Source organism: Conexibacter sp. W3-3-2 (assembly GCF_009707605.1).
Classification (GTDB): Bacteria; Actinomycetota; Thermoleophilia; order Solirubrobacterales; family Solirubrobacteraceae; genus Paraconexibacter; species Paraconexibacter algicola.
Window position 1 is genome coordinate 67,541 of sequence record NZ_WLYW01000004.1, and the last position, 14,508, is coordinate 82,048.

11 protein-coding genes are annotated in these 14,508 nt (G+C 70.9%); 8 read left to right on the top strand and 3 right to left on the bottom strand.

Going from position 1 to position 14,508, the window contains the following annotated elements; genetic code table 11:
- Positions 1 to 64 precede the first annotated feature (64 nt).
- Positions 65 to 868, bottom strand: a complete 804-nt coding sequence (locus tag GKE82_RS26125) for a ParA family protein (protein WP_154735824.1) — start codon at positions 866 to 868, stop codon at positions 65 to 67.
- A 320-nt stretch (positions 869 to 1,188) separates the two neighbouring features.
- Here GKE82_RS26125 and GKE82_RS26130 point away from each other — a divergent pair, with 320 nt between their 5' ends.
- From GKE82_RS26130 to GKE82_RS26155, 6 genes are all read left to right on the top strand, one after another.
- Positions 1,189 to 1,416 carry a hypothetical protein gene (locus GKE82_RS26130; protein WP_154735825.1) on the top strand — a complete coding sequence of 76 codons (228 nt, stop codon included), beginning with the start codon at positions 1,189 to 1,191 and terminating at the stop codon, positions 1,414 to 1,416.
- A gap of 2 nt (positions 1,417 to 1,418) precedes the next feature.
- Complete coding sequence (locus GKE82_RS26135; protein ID WP_154735826.1) at positions 1,419 to 2,813, top strand: hypothetical protein; 1,395 nt, start codon at positions 1,419 to 1,421, stop codon at positions 2,811 to 2,813.
- A 97-nt stretch (positions 2,814 to 2,910) separates the two neighbouring features.
- Entirely contained in the window at positions 2,911 to 5,088 is a 2,178-nt protein-coding gene (locus GKE82_RS26140; protein ID WP_154735827.1) for a hypothetical protein, read from the top strand.
- The gene (locus tag GKE82_RS26145) at positions 5,088 to 6,560 is read left to right on the top strand and encodes a S8 family serine peptidase (protein WP_154735828.1); all 1,473 of its coding nucleotides are present in this window, start codon (positions 5,088 to 5,090) and stop codon (positions 6,558 to 6,560) included. Before GKE82_RS26140 ends, GKE82_RS26145 begins: the two co-directional genes overlap by 1 nt.
- Before the next feature lie 41 nt (positions 6,561 to 6,601).
- Positions 6,602 to 8,425: a hypothetical protein gene (locus GKE82_RS26150; protein ID WP_154735829.1), complete on the top strand. Its 1,824-nt coding sequence runs from the start codon at positions 6,602 to 6,604 to the stop codon at positions 8,423 to 8,425.
- On the top strand, positions 8,422 to 8,994 hold the full coding sequence (locus GKE82_RS26155; RefSeq protein WP_154735830.1) for a hypothetical protein: 573 nt from the start codon (positions 8,422 to 8,424) through the stop codon (positions 8,992 to 8,994). Before GKE82_RS26150 ends, GKE82_RS26155 begins: the two co-directional genes overlap by 4 nt.
- Positions 8,995 to 9,008: 14 nt before the next feature.
- Here the strand turns inward: GKE82_RS26155 and GKE82_RS26160 are convergent, their stop codons facing one another.
- Positions 9,009 to 9,518, bottom strand: coding sequence for a DUF3072 domain-containing protein (locus GKE82_RS26160; RefSeq protein ID WP_154735831.1), 510 nt, complete (start codon positions 9,516 to 9,518; stop codon positions 9,009 to 9,011).
- A 374-nt stretch (positions 9,519 to 9,892) separates the two neighbouring features.
- Between GKE82_RS26160 and GKE82_RS26165 the strand changes: the two genes are divergently transcribed.
- Entirely contained in the window at positions 9,893 to 10,096 is a 204-nt protein-coding gene (locus GKE82_RS26165) for a hypothetical protein (protein ID WP_154735832.1), read from the top strand.
- A 28-nt stretch (positions 10,097 to 10,124) separates the two neighbouring features.
- Here GKE82_RS26165 and GKE82_RS26170 read toward each other — a convergent pair whose 3' ends face one another.
- Positions 10,125 to 12,035, bottom strand: a complete 1,911-nt coding sequence (locus tag GKE82_RS26170; protein ID WP_154735833.1) for a hypothetical protein — start codon at positions 12,033 to 12,035, stop codon at positions 10,125 to 10,127.
- A 770-nt stretch (positions 12,036 to 12,805) separates the two neighbouring features.
- Here GKE82_RS26170 and GKE82_RS26175 point away from each other — a divergent pair.
- Positions 12,806 to 13,786 (top strand): hypothetical protein, encoded by a 981-nt coding sequence (locus GKE82_RS26175; protein ID WP_154735834.1) that lies wholly within the window; start codon positions 12,806 to 12,808, stop codon positions 13,784 to 13,786.
- The last annotated feature ends 722 nt before the right edge of the window (positions 13,787 to 14,508 follow it).

A 14,508-nucleotide genomic window follows, 5' to 3' on the forward strand; every position in this document is an offset into this window, starting at 1 on the left:
GCTCCTGCTTGAGGGCGGTGGGTACGGCGACGGAGAAGCGGGCGCGCTTGGGCGGGGGGAGAGGTCATGCGTTCTGCTCTCCGTGGAGGTGGACGAGCCGGTCGAGCAGCTCGCCGGCGATCGCGCGGTAGTCGCGGCCGACGTTGCTGTCGGGCTGCACGAGGACGGTGGGGCGTCCCTGGAGGGCGTGGGTCTGGACGCTGGACTGCGGGCGGGTGTGGTGCTCGAAGACGTAGATGTCGGCGCCGAAGTTCTCGGCGTCGGCGATGTGCTCGCGCAGGGTCTGCATGGCGGAGGACTTCCGCGGGGTCCGGGTGAAGATCACGCCGAGCGGCTGCATGCGCCAGGCGTCGTCGTCGCGGTAAGCGGCGATCTCGCCGAGGCGCTCGCCGAGGGAGAGGGCCTCGTAGGCGCCGGGCTCCATGACGAAGAGGACGGTGTCGGCGGCGCGGGCGGCGGTGTGGCTGATGGGGGTGAGCGCGCCGACGGTGTCGATGAGGGCGAGGTCGAAGTCGTCGTGGAAGACGTCGAGCAGCTCGTCTAGGGCGGCGTAGTCGCGTTGGGCGAGGGCGGGGGAGAGGTCGTCGAGTCGGCGGGTGCTGGGGAGCAGGTGCAGGGTGCCGCCGTGGGTGCTGCCGGGGAGTGGGATCTCGTGGAGGCAGGCGTGGGGCTCGGCCTCGCCGGTGAGGGCGTCGACGACGGTGAGGGCGTCGGGCCCGATGCCGTAGGTCGCCTCGAGGTGGGCCTGGGAGTCGAAGCCGACGAGCAGGACGCGTAGCCCGCGGTAGGCGAGTTCGGGGCCGAGGTTGGCGACGGAGCTCGTCTTGCCGGTCCCGCCTTTCCCGGTCCACAGAAGGGTTCGGTGCATGCCGGAAGCCTACATGGCGCACCAGTCGTCATCACAATGGTGCAGACTGGTTCACATGAGCTTTACGGGGGGTGGACGACAGGGGCTGCGCGACGAAGTGGTCCACTCTGGTGAGTCGCGCACAGGTTCTGTGGGCGGAGCTGCGCAGAATCGTGGTGGGCTGGTTGACGACCGGGCTGGTTGGCGTCACGGTGTAGGTCGCATGTTGGTCGCTCGCAGGGGGAGCACTGGCTACCGCGCAGGGAGTGCGCGGAGAGTGCCTACACGCCAGGATGGCCCGTGGAGGGACCTGTCGTCGTTCCGTTCCGGGGTTCAGGGTCATGGCGCCTATCTCCGACCAGCATTGGCACGAGATCGTTGAGGTGAATCCCGGCCTTCAGTGGGTCGAGGATCTCGTGCGTGATGCGGGCGGCGAGCGCCTGGTGCGGCTGTTCCGCGATGACGCTGTTGGCCGGTTGCGGTCGGGCGATCAGAAGTACGCGGCGGCGGGCGCGCTGGACGCGGTGCTGCGCGAGTTGCCGCTGGATGGGGAGGGGGAGGGGGAGTGAGCGTGGTGCGCCAGTCCGCTCAGGAGCGGTACGTATCGCTGCTGACCTCGCTGGTGGATCGCCACGAGTCGGTCGAGCGGATCGTCGCGGGCCGGTGGCCGACCTGGGCGCATTTGGCGGAGGACGCGACGGCGCGGGCGTACGAGGAGCTGCTGACGCTGCCGGCCAACCGGGAGGCGATCGAGCGGCTTGCCGCGTCGGAGCGCCGGGAGCCGACGGCCGAGGACGTGCTGAAGCACTGGAAGCTCAAGGCCTTCTCGCGGCTGCAGAACGAGGTCCGCGCGGTGCAGGGCGAGGACCGCTCGATGGGCCCGCGCTCCTATGTGGAGTATGATCCGGCGGTCCATGACCGGGAGGCCCCGGAGGACCGGGCGGGCGCGGATGAGGGCCTGGAGCGCGAGAGCGTCCTGCGGGAGCTGCTGCTGCGGCTCCCGGCCGAGCTGAAGCCTCTGGCGCGGCTGCGGCTGGTGGAGATGCAGGGCCTGGATGGCGATGCCCTGAGCAAGGGGCAAGCGCTTGAGCGGCTGGGCTGGTCGCCGAAGCAGTGGAAGACGCGGAGCGCGAAGCTGACGCGGCTGCTGCAGACGGAGATCGAGCGCAAGGTCGACGGGGCGTGGTGTGCGGAGCACCGGGACCGGATGGCCGAGCTCGTGGTGAAGAGCGTGCTGGCGACGGACGACGCGCTGACGAGCGCGCACCTGGACTACTGCGAGGCGTGCAACGAGCACGTGGCGTTCCTGGCGCGCGAGCTTGAGCGCAGCGCGGCCGCGGTCCTGCCGCCGGTCCCGGCGCTGGCCAGCGCCGGATTGTTGGGCTCGATTGCGGCGAAGGTCGGCGGCTGGTTCTCCAGCGGCGAGGGCGCGGCGACGACGGTTGGCGGTGGCGCGGCGGGTGGCGGTCTGCTGGCGTCGAGCGGCACGGCGGTGAAGGTGTGCGTGGGCTTGGTCGGGTGCGCGGCGGTGGCCGCGCCGATTGCGGTCACGGTCAAGGCGGACCCGGAGCCGCCGGCGGAGGCGAAGTCCGCGCCGGCTACTCCGCGCACGTCGGCCCGGCCGATCGCGACGGTGGCGCCCGTGGTGGCGACGCCGTCGGCGGCTCAGGTTCGGGCGCAGGAGCGCGCCCGGCGGAGCGCTGTGAGCAAGGCCAAGCGGGCGGCGCGGCGCGAGAAGCGCTCGAGCGCGGACGCGGCCTTCAAGGTTTCTTCGGCTGCTCGGTCGGCGCGTAGCGCTGCGCCGACGCAGTCTGACAAGGCACTCGGGTTGTCCTCGGGTGCCCCGGCAGCACCGGCTCGGTCTGCGCCTGCTTCGGCGGGTTCGGGCGGTGGCGGTGGTGGCGGGGCAAGCGATGCGCCGACCAGTGCGGACAAAGCGTTCGGCCTGTCCACCGGTGGTGGATAGGCGTTCGCCTTCACGGGAGGGCCACGCCGGTGCGCCGGTGTGGAGAAGGCGCGGGGGCTTTGCAGTCGCGCAGATCCAGAACGACTAGGAGTTGACGGTGAGCAAGTCAGAGAGCAGGTCCCGGGGCTGGATGGCCCGTGGGGCGGGGGTGATCGCGGCGACGGGTTTGGTGGCCTTCGCCGCTCCGGTGGCGACGCCGGTGGTCGGCACGGCGCTGGTGGCATCCGCGGACGCGGCGACGTACGAGCTGGAGCAGTGCACGACGCAGAACCCGGGAGTGTCCGGGTGGGAGAGCGCATACGCCGGGGCGTGGGTGTACGTCGGCAACGACTGCCCGAGTGGCGGTGGGCTGGCGACCGCGTTCGACACCAACCAGGGCCACACCGCGGGGAACACGGCGCAGTGGACGTTCACGGCGCCGTCGAACACGAACCTGCACTCGATGTCGGTCGCCTCGCGTCAGATGCGTGCAGGCCGCCCGCACCCGGGCGGGTTCGGTGACTCGAGCGCGTTCGTGATCAAGAACGGCACGACGGTGCTCGAGGACTGCGTGCAGCTGTACGGCTGCGGCACCCGCAACGGGGCGGCGTACTACAGCTTCGATGGGGCGTCGTCGACGACTTTCGGGGTGCAGTGCACAGGCGGGAACGGCTGCCCGGCCGACGTCGTGAACGCGTCGTTGCGCGGCATCACGATGCGGCTGAACGACAACCTGGCCCCGAACCTCTCGGGCGTGTCGGGGTCGCTGACCTCGACCAACACGCTCGCGCGGACGCGGCAGCTGGCGTTCAGCGCGACCGATCAGGGCGGCGGCGTGTTCCGTCGGCGGCTGATCATCGACGACGTGCCGCAGGCGGTCGGGACGGTCGACACCAACGGCGGGCAGTGCGCGACCCCGTTCCGCGAGCGCGTGCCGTGCAAGCTGAGCGCGTCGGAGACGTTCTCGTTCGACACGGCCACGCTGTCGGACGGCACGCATGACATCTCGCTTCGGGTCACGGACGCGACGGACGTCAACCAGGCTCAGTCGTCGGAGTGGACGATCAAGGTCGATAACCAGCCACCGGCGTTCGACTCGGTGTCGGTCTCCGGCTCGGCGGCGCAGGTGGGCACGGAGCTGACCTGCACCCCGAGCGCGATCAACGGGCAGACCCCGACGGTGACGTACCAGTGGTACCGCGCGAACGCTGACGGCTCCGGCCAGCAGGCGATCACTGGGGCGACGACGAACAAGTACACCCCGACTTCTCAGGACTCGAACAAGAAGCTTCGGTGCGAGGTCGTGGCGACCGATGGTGGCGGCTCGACGACCCGGATCTCTCCGACGACCTCGGGGCCGTTCGACAACGGCGCCACGGTCCAGCCGGCACCGGTGCAGCCGCAGCCGACACCGACCCCCACGCCGGAGCCGCCCGCGGCGTGCCCGCAGAACCCGACGGGGGTCGGGACCGGCCCGACGGAGGACTTCGACGGCGACCGTATCCCGAACTGCCGGGACGAGGACGACGACGAGGACGGTACGCCGGACAACACCGACCCGGAGCCGTTCAACAACAAGGTCCCCAAGCCGCCCGAGGAGAAGCCTGTCTCGAACCCGGGGACGGGTGGTTCCGGAGCGCCGGTCGGCGGTGCGGGCTCGTCGACGGCCGAGAAGGTCAACGGTGAGAACGGCAGTCCGTCGGCGGTGCTAGCGGCGAGCTGGCTGAAGGGCAAGACCCGCGGCCAAACGACGCGGTACGGGACGTCGGCGACGATCCGCGGTCAGCTGACTCGTCCGGACGGCGTGAAGGTCGACGACGCGAAGATCGAGCTGGTCTACCTCGAGGCCGGTGTGGTCCGGGACATGGGCGGGGCCAGGACGCGCAAGGACGGCTCGTTCGTCCTGAAGCTGCCGTCCAACAGCCCGTCGCGCAAGCTGCAGTTGCGCTACCGCTACGACCTGAGCAAGCAGGACGTCACCAGCAAGGTCGACCTGACGCTCACGGTCCGCGCGACGGCACGGCTGAGCGTCGTGAAGCGGCCGGGCGCGCTGCGCCTGTCCGGCAAGATCGGCGCGCCGGGCAAGCTCGGGTCGCGGAAGGTCACGATCCAGTACCGCACCGCGGGCCGGTCGTGGCGTCCGTTCCTGACGCTGCGCACGACGTCGGCCGGGAAGTTCTCCGGCCGCTACCGGCTTGCCGCGCCGCTGCGCGGCAAGGTGCAGTTCCGCGCTGTCGTCGGCAGCGCCGGAAGCCACATCGGAGGCGCGAGCCCCACCAAGAAGGTGCGCTTCTGATGCAGAGCACGGACCGCTTCCCCCGCGGCTCCATTCGCTCGAACACCGCGGCCGGTCGCCCTTCGGGGCGGCCGGCCGTCGGCCGTTGCGCGGCCGCGGCGCTCACCGCCGCCCTCCTGGGCTTGGCGGGCGCGACGAGCGCGCAAGCCGCAGAGTCACCGACACCGACCGCCCAGCAGGAGGCCTACGGCGCCGGCTGGCTCCCATACCTCGACCCCGCAGACGTGCCCGCGGTCGCCGATCGGTACGTGGCCTGTCTCGTCGACAGCGGCGTCGCCGTCGGCGTAGATCTCCCGGCTGACCGAGCGGAAGGGCCAATTGTCGAGCGGCTGTCCTTGTCCCCGGAGGTGAGCCGGTTCGGCGATGAGTCGGACACTGGGCGGCATGGCACGGCGATGGCTCTGATGATGGGCGCGCTGCCGAACGGGAGCGGGACGATCGGGGTCTCGCCGATCGCGCGGATCGTGTCAGTGAGTGCTCATCGACCGGGGAACAACGGGTTCAAGCCGGGCGACTACCAGGAAGGGATTGCGCGGTGCGCCCGCCAGTCCGACATCGCTGGTCGGTGGCCGGTCGCGGTCGTCAACTTGTCGCTTGGATCGTCGGAGCCTCCTAGCGAGGACGATCGCGCTTTCGTGGCGAACCGCGTAGGGCAAGCGCGCGAAAGCCGCATCTCGGTAGTTGCCTCCGCTGGGAACCGCCCTGGAGAATCGGTGGGGTGGCCAGGGAGCGCCCCGGGAGTCGTGCCGGTCGCGGCCGGCGGGCCAACCGGCGCGCTGTGCAGCTACGCGTCGTACAGCCCGGGCACACTCGTCGGGCCGGGCTGCGGGATCGACACCGCCGAGGGCGAGACACCCGTCCGGAGTGAGAACGGCGGTTCGTCCTCTGCCGCGGCATTCACTTCGGCGATCGTCGCCGCGTTGCGCACGTGGCGTCCGCAGGCCTCGCCGGACGAGATCGAGGGCTGGCTGCGAACCGGTGCCCGGACGGTCGACGGTCGGCCGACGATCGACGTCGCGGGCGCGTTTCGGGCTGCGGGCCTGGGCGGCATCGTCGATCGGGCCGCGAGCCGGCGAGCGCAGGCGCAACCTCAAGGTGGGGGAGGGGGACAGCCCGTTCCCCCGACCATTCCGGGACCGGTCGATCCGGGTTCGGAGGTACTGCCGTCCGGCTCGTCGACGCCGAAGAAGTCGAAGCTGCCGGACGTGCGTCTGTCGCGCTCGAGCTGGTCGCGCGGTCGCGTTGTTCTGACGATTCGCAACCGGCCGGTCGGCGCGACGGTGGAGGTGAGCGCGCAGCGGTTTCGGAACTTCAGCTCGCGGACGCTGCGGCGGGTGAGCGTGAAGAGCTCGCGTGTCAGCTTCCGCGTCGGGCAGCGACCCGACAGGATCGTGCTGCGCTTCGTGAAGCGTGGCGCTTCTAGCGGGTCGAGGGAGTATCTGTATCTGGACCGCCGAAATCGCTTCCGATGACCCGCCGTCCCCGACACCACCAACGTACGCTGGCCGCCACCTTGGCGGCCGCGGTCGTGTGCGCAGTCGCCGCGGCTCCCACCCACGCCGGCAGCTACGTCGTGCAGAGCTGCGGCACCACGGGATCGACCGACGGCTGGTCGGTCGTCAACACCGTTTCGTCCTCAATGCAGACCACCAGCAACTGCGGCGGCACTAGCGCAGGTGATGGCCTCCGCGCCGCCGACATCCTTCCTTCGCCGGACGTGATCGGCACCTCAACTACCGCCTGGCGCTTCACACCGCCGAGCGGCACGAGCATCACGAGGGTGGTTATGCGCGACTTCGTCAAGAAGTACGACAACAACTGGGTTGTCGGCATGCGCGTCCCGAGCGGGCCAAACGCCGGCGTGTACGACAACTGCGTGACCGATGGCGGCGGGTTCTGCCAGCTGGCCGGACAGTTCGACGTCGCGATCAACGCGATCGACACGCCGTACGTCGAGTGGGGTGCGTTCTGCCAGCCGGTCTCGCCGGCGACGGGCTGCGGCACAGGGTTCTCGCTGAACGAGGTGCAGACCGACCTCTACCGGGCGGAGCTGACGGTGAAGGATCCGACGGCGCCGAGTTCGGCGTCGGTGTCGGGCGTTCCTTCGGGTTGGGTGCGATCGCTGTCGGCGACCGTGGCCGGGCAGGACGCTGGGGGAGGGGTCGCGTCTGTTCAGCTGCGTGCTGGCGCGGAGCTGCTCGGTTCTTCGTCGGCGTTGTGCTCGTACGTGTTGGCGCGGCCGTGTCCGACGTCGGTGTCCACCGCAGTAAGCGCGAATGTGTCGGCGCTGGGGGATGGCGAGCACCAGGTGCGCGGCCGGGTGGTCGATGCGGGCGGCGAGTTCACGGACTCGGCGACGTCGACGCTGCGGCTTGACCGGTCGGCGCCGGCCGCGCCGTCGGGCATCAGCGGGGACACGGGCTGGTCCTCCGCGGCGGGCGCGACGCTGAGCGTGCCGATCCCGTCGCAGAGCTTCGCTCCGATCGCGCAGCTGCGCACCGAGCTCTGCGCGCCCGGGTGCGGTGGCTCGTCGACGTCGGGCGTGACGGGCTCGCCGCAGATGTTGAGCGTGCCGTCGTTGCCGGAGGGCACCTCGACCGTGCGGGTGGGTCTGACCGACGAGGCGGGGAACGAGGGCGCGACGACCGACGTGATTGTGCGGCGTGACCGGACGGCGCCGACGGCGGCGTTGAGCGCGTTTTCGGAGGTCGCTTACGAGGGCGATCAGCTGCGTCCGCAGGCCTCGGGCGAGGATGCTTTGAGCGGGATCGACACGTTGACCCGCGAGGTCCAGGTCGACGGCGGCCCGTGGGTCGCGTCGCCGGCGGACGGGGTGGTGGCCGAGTTCGGCCGGACGTACCGGTTCCGAGCGATCGCTCGGGATCTCGCGGGCAACTCTGCGACGGCGGAGACGGTGACCGCGACGGTGCGTGCTCGGCCGCAGTCGCCGGAGCCCTCGCCGACTCCCGCGGCGACGCCGGCGCCGACGGCAACCCCTGCTCCGACGCCCGCTCCAACTCCGACGCCCTCAGCGACCCCGGCCCCGACGCCACGGCCGGCGGTGAAGCCGACGGTGCGGTTCTCGTCGGTGTCCGCGCGACGGGCGCGGGACGGTCGGGTGACGATCCGGGTTCGCGGTACGCACAGTGAGCGCTCTGGCCGGGCGAGGGTGCGGCTGCAGCTGGGTAAGCGGGTGGTGACGCGCACGATCCGAGCCGCTCGCGGCAAGCTCTCGCTCGACCTCGGCGTGCGTGCGACGGGTACGCGCGTGACGGTCCGGGTGGTCGCGATCGGCGGGACCAAGTCTGTGACCAAGACGGCGAGGGTGAAGCGATGACGACGCTGCTCGTGCTCGCCGCTGTTGGCGTGGTGCTCTACCTCGTCGGCGAGAAGCTGCTGCGCGTCGGCGGCGTGGTGATCATGGCGATCGCGCTGGTCAACGGCGTGATGCTCGGGAACGGGTCGGGCCTGATGACGTTCGCGACGTTCTGCTGGGGCATGGTGGCGTGGCTGGTCGGCCATGCGCTGTTCAGGATCCGTTACGGCGTGTGGGCGTCGACGATCGCCGCGACCGTGCTGACCCCGCTGGTCCGCTCGATCATCGACCGAGCGTCCGCAGCGCGGATGTCGATTCCGCCGGCGGCGCTGGCGGATGACGCGGCGGTGGCGATCGCGGAGCCGACGATGCCCGCGGCCGAGGACGTCGGCGTGCGGGCGTTCGCGCTGACGGAAGGCGACGAGCTGGATGTGGCGGCGGAGGATGCGCTGCTGTTCGGTGAGGCGGACTGGTGGGAGGACGACTGCGGTTCGATCGATGAGGTCGACGAGGTCGCGCACCTGTTCCCGTACTCCGATCGCCCGCTGGGTCGCGTGGTGCCGCGGTCGCGGCGCCGCGGCTCGCACTAGCCGCCCGGCCTGCGTCAGTCCTTGAGGCGGGGGAGCTGGCCGGTCTGCGCGTAGTGCTGGGGGGCGCGCTCGATGTAGGCGTCGATGAGCGCCTGGAGTTCGGTGAGGCTTCGGCCGCGGTAGTTGCTGGCGATGAGGGTGGTGTCGGGGCCGGTGAGGCCCTGGTCCCAGATGCGGCGCTTGTTGCCGTGGGTGGTCTGGCCGACGATCTGGCGGTCGTGGCCGTCGAGCTCGTAGCTGGCGAGGACGGTGCGCTTGCCGTCGCCGCGGGGAGCGTCGTCGCGGCCGGGGTAGTCGCGGCTGGGCGCCTCGTCGTCGGTCGGGGCTGTCGCCAGTGCGGTGGGCCTGGTGAGGTCGCGGCCGGTGGGGAGGTCGCGCCGGCGCGGTCCGGCCTTCAGCTCGCGGATGAGCTTGGAGGCCTGGGCGCTGGTGAGGCTCGAGGGCTGCGGGATGCTGCGCCCGGCCTGCCGGGCGAGGGTGGCGAGGTAGCTGCGCTGGCGCGGTGTGGAGGGCTTGTCGGGCATGTCGGGCTCCTTCGGTTTGTGGGGCCCGGTCCTGGGTGCCGGGCGGTGAGCCTCGGACGACGGGCGCGCGGAGCCGACGTGCGGAGCGGGCTCGAACGCACGCGCCACCTTCAAGCCCTTCCCGGACTCTGGGCTGTGCCCAGTAAGAAGGGCGGCCGGCCCGTGGGCCGGTGAAGGTGGCGTGGCGGATTGAGCGCGCGAGTGCGGCGGTGAGCACGTCCGTCAACGTGAGCGATTCGCCTGGTGACCGGGCACCGGGTCCTCCGACCGGCTGGTGCTCGAGATGCGCGTCGGCCTCACGTCGTTCAGGTGGCTCCTGGTGCGGCGTTGCGCCACAGGGGTCAGATCGATTGAGCGCGTGTCGGGTGTAGGTCATGCGATGCATTTCCGACGCTGAATGGGCGACGATCACCGAGAGCCTCGACCTGCTGTTGGTCTTCGAGCAGAGCGCGCGGACGCTCGCGGGGGAGGAGGCGAGCCTGCGGTTTCGCTGGTATGTCGTCGACAACCTCGAGCGCGGGATCGCGCAGCCGTTGGAGTTGGCGGTCGGCCGGCTCTTGACCGAACTCGGTCCGTGACAGGCGGCCACGGGCCCGCGGGTCGTCGTCACGTCCCGCCGAGCTGGTCGCGGAAGCGGTCACGGTCCTGGTCGCGGCGTGCGGCGCGTGCGCGTTCGAGGTCCTCGAGGATCTTGGCGCGGCGGTCTGCGGGGATCGCTCGGGCGGTGTCGAGCTCGATCTTGGTGCGGGTGACGAAGTGGAGGAGGTCGGGCGTGATGCCGTCGCGGCGGCGCTGTTCCCATTCGGAGACGTCGAAGGGGTCGATCCGGGCGCGGTAGTCCATCTGCAGGCGGCCGTCGGTCCCGACGTCGAGCCTGCGGCCGGTGAGGAGGTGGGCGTCGCGGATCCAGAGACGCCGTTGGTCGTTCCAGGCTGGGGGTGCCCAGTCCTCGTCGATCTGCAGGGTGCCGTCGACGAACAGCGGGGCGCCGTTGTCATCCAGCTTGATCCATGTCGGCCACGGCTGATCGAGGCGGAACGCGATCCGGCCTGCTGGCGCCGTGGCGCGCTGGGTCTGGCGGCGCGTGGCCCGGGCTCGGGCCTTGGCGTCGTGCTGCGGGTCGTGGGCGGCGGCCTTGGCCCGCATGCGCTTGGTGAGCCGGTCGAGGGCCCAGATCGCGCCCTTGAGCGTGCGCCCGGCCGGGGTTCCGGCCGCGGCGCTGGCGGCGGTGAGCGCCAGGAGCGCGGCGAGCGGGTGCTCGGGGAGGTGCTCGGGCCGGTGCCCGGCGTGGTCGGCGTAGCGGCGGCGTGCGCGCTGCAGGCGATCTAGGTCCTCGGGATTCGCGGCCGCCGCCGGCGCTGGGCCTGGGGCCTGGGCGAGGGCGAGCGGGCCGGCTATCGCCGCGGCCCACGCCTCCTTGAGCCGCGCTAGCGGGACCTGGCGATTGGCGGGCCACTCGGCGAGCTGCAGCGCGCGGCGTCGGATGGCGTCGGCGAGCATGCCGTGGCTCTCCGCGAGGGCCTCTTCTCGGGCTCGTACGCGCTCCAGGAGTGCCGCGAGGTCGACCCGGGCGCCGGAGGCCTGCAGATCGCCCGGAACGGCCCCGTGCGGGCCGTCTGAGGCCCCTGCGGGCACCCGGAGCGGCCCGAACCTCCTTGCTTCGATGAGGCTGTTCCCACTGGGCTCGAGTGCGGCCACGAGAGGTGCGCCTTCATCGGAGGCCGCAGGACGGCTGCATGACGAATCTCCGGGTGCATGCGCGCGCATCACGCCTGTGGTTGTTCCGCAAGCGTCACTGATCTTCGGTGCGTTTGAGCTGCGATCCCTAAGCGTGTCCCGAGGCGCAGCCGAGGGACGGCTGTTCTGAGACGTAGTCGAAGCCCCGAAGGGGGGTGCTGGAACTGTTGAGAGGCGCTCACGAGATGCGAGCGCCTTCTTGGTGCAGCGGGCCCGGCCCCGATCGGCGGCCTGCTCGGCGCTCAGCGGCTTCCCGCGGCGGGCTGCGCCCTTGACCCCGGTGGAGGAGCCGGTGTTCAGCGCACGGCCGTAACGGCGCTTCCACGCGCGCAAGCGCTGCCTGGCCTGGTCGAGCTCGTCGAGGGAGACGTCCGGGGCCGGTCGTAGACGGATCTCGGTCCGGGCGGGCTCCTCCTCAAGGTTCAGGCCCGCGCGCCAGCGCAGGACGCCGCACTCCTCCAAGACGTCGAGCCACTCCCGCATCCGGGACTGGTGGCGATCGCGGTCCGTGAACCGCTCACCGTCCATCTTCCAGCCCGGGCGGTTCTTGGCCTGGCCGGCGACGAGCTGCCCCATGCTCGTGGCGAACGTCCCGGACTTCTCTACCGCGGCGAGCCTCCGCAGCTGCTCGAGCACCACCAAGACGCTCTTGAACGTGCGGACGTCGTAGAGCTGCCGGCGCGAGATCTCGCCGACGTCGACGAGCTCCTGCCGCTGCCGGGTCAGGAGCACCAACAGCACCAGCGGCGGCACCGGCGCCGGCAGATCGGTGCGCTCCAACGGCACGCACGTCGAGCCCCGAGCCCGCTTGAGACCTCGCTCACGGGCAGGATCGCTGATCGGTCGCGGGGGCGCAGCTGCGGGCATCGCCCGCGACCCTGCGAGGCAGCGTGCCCGCTGCCCAGACTGGCGTTTTGCTCAGTGAGAGGTGGCGCCGGGCTCCCGCGAGGGTGGCGTTTAGCTCACGTTCTGCGGACCGGAGAACGCCGCGTCGAGGGTGGTCCTTTGCTCACGGTCGGCCTTGATGAGGGGCAGGGTGGCGGTTTGCTCACGAAAGGGTGGCGGTTTGCTCACGCCAGCCCGCCGGCGAGGGGTGGCTTCTTGCTCACGGGCTCTCGTTAGAACCGAGATTTCCTCGCGAAACCTCGATCGACAGGTTCGATCTACGAGGGTGGTCCTTTGCTCACGGTCGGCCTTGATGAGGGGCAGGGTGGCGGTTTGCTCACGAAAGGGTGGCGGTTTGCTCACGCCAGCCCGCCCGAGCGACGCGAACGGTCAACCGGGGCTCGGCGTAGAACGTCCGATTCGCAGTCGGTCGACCTCGCCTTGAGCGACCGCGAGCCGAGGGTGGTCCTTTGCTCACGATCAGCCCGTCGGAGCTTGAGGGTGGCGGTTTGCTCACAAGGTCGCACGAGCGTGGGCCCGCTGGAGGGTGGCGCTTTGCTCTCCTAAAGCTGGCGCGTTCGGAGAGTGGCGGCTTGCTCACGGAGAGGTGGCGGTTTGCTCACGGATCCCGTAGGAGCGTCCGGGGACGTCCTTAAGTTGCTCGCGTGTCGCACACCGCGCAGCGAACGTTGATGGCCAGCCCGGAGGGGGTCATCGAGGGGTGGATGGACGAGGATGCTGCTTCCTCGAGCGCGCAGCTGATGGGTGACGGTCCGTCGGGGAGCCTGGTCATCGATTCTCGCGAGGTCTTGCGCTCAACCGCCCGGGTCGTCGGTGCCGAGTTCGGCGAGCTCCACGTCAAGACGTGGATGGCTCTCGTGACCATCTTCGTGAACGACGGGCTCCCGGAAGACGGCACGGGGAGCAGCACGATCGGGGAGCTGGCCCGCACGATTTGGGGCGCCGACAAGGGGATGGGCGGCGGGAACACGAAGCGAGTCGTGGGGGCGCTTCTCGATCTCTACCGTGCAGAGGTCGCTCTTCCCGGCTTCAACATCGCTACGGGTGAGGCGGCAGATGGTCTCTCCCTGAGCCGCCTGCTCAGCGATCTCTACGTCGACGAAGCCATCCGCCAGGCGTTCGACCTCCCCGGGTCGCTGTCACCGAAGGACGCAGGGCGCCGTTTCGGCGCTACTCGTGGCGAGACGGTCACCTGGGTTTTCAACCGGCGCTACGCCGACCGGTTGGCGCAGAGCGAGCTACGACGCTTCGACTGGAGCAAGGCTCAGCAGCTGCGCGGAACGGCGATGGCGATGTGGCTCCTGTTCGGGTCTCCCCGCGTGCCGTACCGCGACTACTTCGGCGGCGGCGACCCAGATCTCGAGCACGTGTGGGTTCCGCTCACGCTTGAGCAGTGCCACGCGCTCGGCGTCCATGCTGCGACCGACGCCGCTAGGCGTCGGACTCTGAACCAGGCTGGGGCCCGAGTCTGCGCAGCCGATCCGATGTTCGTCGCTATGGAGGCGCACGGAAGCCGCGGTAGTCAAAGCGCGCTTCACGTAGTCCGGCGCCGGTCGCATGAGCGTTCGCTCTTGCGCCCCTATGAGCAGACGATGCAACTGACACTGACCTCCGGCGGTCAGTAGATCGTCAACTCCCCGGCGTACCGCGGCACATGGTGCGCCGCGTTAGCGGCTAGGGGTATCGGCCACGCCCTCACCTGATGGCCACATCGGTCGGCCTGGGCGGGGCGGGCACCAGGATGGCTGATCCGGTCAGAGCTTGGCCAGAAGCGCGGGCGAGAGCAGCGCGGACGCGCCAGGTCTTCTGGGCTGGGACCTGTGGGGGTTTGGTGTCGGGGTTAGGTGTCATGGACGCCTACGACGACGAGCTGGACGTTGCGGCTGAGGACGCGCTGCTGTTCGGAGATGAGGATGCGGCTGGGGATTCGCGGGCTGCGCCGGAGCTTGAGCTGAAGCCGCCGGGTCCTCGGCGGCATTCGCCGGAGCTGGGTCCGCGGGTGTTGGCGGCGTGGCGTCGAGGCGACGGGGGAGCCGGTCGACCGCGAAGCGGACGTCGAGGCGGAGGGCACGGCGCCGATGACGGCGGAGCCGTTGTTCGCGTCAGCGGTGGAGGAGGCGCCGGTGCCCCGGCGTGCGCCGCTTGTCGTCGAGGCGGAGTCGGGGCCGCGCAGCCTGGGGGCCGGCCCCATGCCGTCCGACGAAGGTGGAGCCGGTCGGCGGGTCGCCGCGCCTCGGGTGGCGGTGGCGGCCGGGCTCGGGGTGGCCGCTGTGGCGGTGGCGGCGTTGGTCATCCCGTCGCTGGGTGGCGAGCGCTCGTCGGCGTCGGCGTCGGCGGTCCCCGTGCC